The sequence below is a fragment of the Streptomyces sp. NPDC031132 genome (assembly GCF_055570595.1).
The window spans coordinates 216657-218898 of sequence record NZ_JBVIGX010000009.1; the positions used below are offsets into that span (position 1 = coordinate 216657).

General features: G+C 76.2%; 2 protein-coding genes. Both read left to right on the top strand.

Annotated features, from left to right (window positions below):
- Positions 1–197: 197 nt before the first annotated feature.
- Positions 198–779, top strand: coding sequence for a hypothetical protein (locus ACZ49B_RS16555; protein WP_468305979.1), 582 nt, complete (start codon positions 198–200; stop codon positions 777–779).
- 60 nt (positions 780–839) lie between these two features.
- A complete protein-coding gene (gene purD / locus ACZ49B_RS16560) occupies positions 840–2093 on the top strand; it encodes a phosphoribosylamine--glycine ligase (RefSeq protein ID WP_468305982.1) in 1254 nt (417 codons plus the stop codon).
- The last annotated feature ends 149 nt before the right edge of the window (positions 2094–2242 follow it).

Genomic DNA, 2242 nt, shown 5'->3' on the forward strand with positions numbered 1-2242 from the left:
TGGGGGTGTGTCCCCGGGCGCCTGGCGGGGATCTGTCTTTTCCGCCCCTGCCTGGGCTGCTTCCACCCCGTCCGTGGGATCCTGGCCGAGCGCCCCCGCCCCCGGCGCTGGGGACAGTCCCCGCGCCCGCCGCCCCGGCCCCGGCTCCGGCCGCCCCCGCGGCCACACCCGCTCCGGCCGCCGCCCCGTCGCCCGGCATGGCCGCCGGCGCCGGGCAGGTCCAGGCGATGTGGCCCGGCGTCCTCGAGGCGGTCAAGAACCGCCGCCGCTTCACGTGGATCCTGCTCAGCCAGAACGCCCAGGTCACCGGCTTCGACGGGACGACCCTGCAGCTCGGCTTCCCCAACGTCGGAGCCCGCGACAACTTCGCGAGCAGCGGCAGCGAGGACGTGCTCAAGGCCGTCCTCGCCGAGCAGTTCCAGGTCAACTGGAAGATCGACGCCGTGGTGGGAGGGGGCGGAGGCCAGCCCGCCGCGGCTCCGTCCTCGTACGGCGGCCCGGCCGCGCCCGCCTACAGCCCGCCGCCGGCGGCCCAGGCCCCGACGCAGCCCGCTGCCGCCCCGCAGCAGCCGTACCAGCCGCCGCAGCAGCCTCAGCCGCCCCAGCAGGGCTCTTCCGCGCCGCAGCCCCCCGTACAGCAGGCGCCCCCGCCGGTCGCGCCCGAGGACGACGTACCGGAGGAGGACGATCCCGACCTCGTCGAGAGCGCCCTGACCGGACACGACCTCATCGTGCGCGAGCTCGGAGCCACGGTTGTGGAGGAATACACGAACGAGTAGGGCCGTCTCATTGGGTGGCCGCACGAAAGGCATCCCGCCACGCGGGCTAGGCTGCATGGCGTGAAGGTCCTCGTCATCGGCGGCGGCGCCCGCGAACATGCCCTGTGCCGCTCTCTGTCCCTCGACCCCGACGTCAACGCGCTGTACTGCGCTCCCGGCAATGCCGGCATCGCCGAGGTGGCGGAGCTGCGCCCGGTCGACGCCCTCGACGGCGCGGCCGTGGCCCGCCTCGCCACCGAGCTCGGCGCCGGCCTGGTCGTCGTCGGCCCGGAGGCGCCCCTGGTCGCCGGCGTCTCCGACGCCGTCCGCGCCGCGGGCATCCCCGTCTTCGGCCCGTCCGCGGAAGCGGCGCAGCTGGAGGGCTCCAAGGCGTTCGCCAAGGACGTGATGGCCGCGGCCGGCGTCCCGACCGCGCGCAGCTACGTCTGCACCACCCCCGAAGAGGTGGACGCGGCCCTCGACGCCTTCGGCGCCCCGTACGTCGTCAAGGACGACGGCCTCGCCGCCGGCAAGGGCGTCGTGGTCACCGAGGACCTGGCCGCCGCCCGCGCGCACGCGCTCGGCTGCGACCGCGTCGTCATCGAGGAGTACCTCGACGGCCCCGAGGTCTCCCTCTTCGCCATCACCGACGGCGTCACCGTGCTGCCGCTCCAGCCCGCGCAGGACTTCAAGCGCGCGCTCGACGGCGACGAGGGCCCCAACACCGGCGGCATGGGCGCGTACTCGCCACTGCCCTGGGCCGACCCGAAGCTGGTCGAGGAGGTCATGGAGACCGTCCTCCAGCCGACCGTCGACGAGCTGCGCCACCGCGGCACCCCGTTCTCCGGGCTGCTGTACGCAGGCCTCGCGATCACCTCGCGCGGCGTCCGCGTCATCGAGTTCAACGCCCGCTTCGGCGACCCCGAGACCCAGGTGGTCCTGGCCCGGCTGCGCACCCCGCTCGCGAGCGTGCTGCTGAACGCCGCCAACGGCACGCTGGACGCCGAGCCGCCGCTGCGCTGGCGCGAGGACGCGGCCGTCACCGTGGTCATCGCCTCCCACAACTACCCGGAGACCCCGCGCACCGGGGACCCGATCGAGGGCCTGGCCGAGGTGGCCGCCGAGGACGGTCCCGACGCGTACGTCCTGCACGCCGGGACCCGGCGCGAGGGCGACGCCGTCGTCAGCGCGGGCGGCCGCGTGCTGTCGGTGACGGCGACCGGTTCCGATCTGGCACAGGCCCGCGAGAAGGCGTATAAGGCCGTCGCGCGGATCCGGCTGGACGGCTCCCAGCACCGTACGGACATTGCCGCCAAGGCGGCCGAAGGCCGCTGAGCAGCGGGGCAGTCGCGACGCGGGGGGGGGGGGGGGGGGGGGGGTGGGGGGGAGGGGGGGGGGGGGCGGGGGGGGGTGGGGGGGGGGTGGTGGGGGGGGGGGGGGGGGGGGGGGGGGGGGGGGGGGGGGGGGGGGGGGGGGGGGGAGTG

Excerpts from the sequence above, each read along its gene's own strand:
- ACZ49B_RS16555 (WP_468305979.1), top strand. The coding sequence starts at position 198 with ATGGCCGCCGGCGCCGGGCAGGTCCAGGCGATGTGGCCCGGCGTCCTC.